1 protein-coding gene and 2 pseudogenes are annotated in these 1,123 nt (G+C 68.2%); all 3 read left to right on the top strand.

What is annotated here, in order from left to right:
- Positions 1 to 354 (top strand): annotated as a pseudogene (locus tag PI86_RS15505) (hypothetical protein); the annotation flags it as partial.
- 167 nt (positions 355 to 521) lie between these two features.
- Entirely contained in the window at positions 522 to 773 is a 252-nt protein-coding gene (locus PI86_RS15510; RefSeq protein ID WP_442854580.1) for a hypothetical protein, read from the top strand.
- Between the two features lie 181 nt (positions 774 to 954).
- A pseudogene (locus tag PI86_RS17255) lies at positions 955 to 1,123 on the top strand (DNA repair exonuclease); the annotation flags it as partial.

Genomic DNA, 1,123 nt, shown 5'->3' on the forward strand with positions numbered 1-1,123 from the left:
TCGGGCGCAGGCAATCTCGTCGGCGGCGCGCTGCACGGTGTCGGCAAGACGGTCGGCGGCGTTGGCTCGGCAGCCGGCAATGCGGTCGGCGGCGCGACGCAAGCGGTCGGTTCGGCCGCCGGCTCGGCGAAGGATGCGGCGGCATCGGCTGCGCACGCAACGAAGTCGCACGTGAAGCACGTCGCGGCTTCCGCGAAGAACCATGCGCAAGGCGCGGTGTCGACCGCGGGCGAAGTCGCCGGCGGCGCGAAGGCGAAGGCCGGCGAAGCGCTCGAGGGCGCGGCGAACTCGGTGCAGGGCGGCGCATCGGTCGGCGTGAAGGGTTCGGCGTCGACACAAGGCGGCGCGCTGTAAGCGATACGTTTTCAGCGAAGGCCCGGCCCGCTTGATGCGGGCCGGGTTTTTTTTATTGGCGCGCGTCGCGCATCGTGACGTGCTGCGCACGCCGTGGACCGAAACAGGCGGTCCGCGCACCCTCTGCCAATTGCCTGCCCGCCATGCTTAAATAGCGGGGCTCCCGGTTGCCGGGCCGCACGCTGACGATCGAAGGCTTCCGCGAGAACCGGGATGAAGTCGCCGCGTTCCGCTTTGCGTCGGCGCCCGACAGCTACGTCGCGAACTCGAAGTATGGCGATACGGCCAATGTCGGCGTGATCGGCGTCGCGCTGTTCGCGCAGAAGGACAGCGGAGAGGACGCGCTGCGCCGCAATGCGAATCCGTTTCCCGGCAACGACGACAGCTTTGCGCCGCCGCCCGTGCCGCGCGGCGAGTGACGCTGGCAGGATGAACATGGCGGGCATCGCCTGCCGTCGACATCCGGTGGTCATGTCGTTCGAATTCGCGTCGCGCGCTTTCAGGTACCATCCGGACCCGCCTGGGACGACCGGGCCAGTCGACCGACAACGCGCAACATCGGTCGGCTTCGCACCTGCATCATGAAACAGAGGAATCTTCGTGAAGTTCATCCACGCGGCAGACATTCACCTTGACAGCCCGTTGCACGGCCTGAGCGCGTACCCCGACGCGCCGGCCGCGCAGTTGCGCAACGCGTCGCGCGACGCGCTGCGGCAACTCGTGGATCGTGCGATCGAAGAGGAGGTCGCGTTCCTCGTGATCGCCGGCG

The organism is Burkholderia sp. A9, assembly GCF_000801975.1.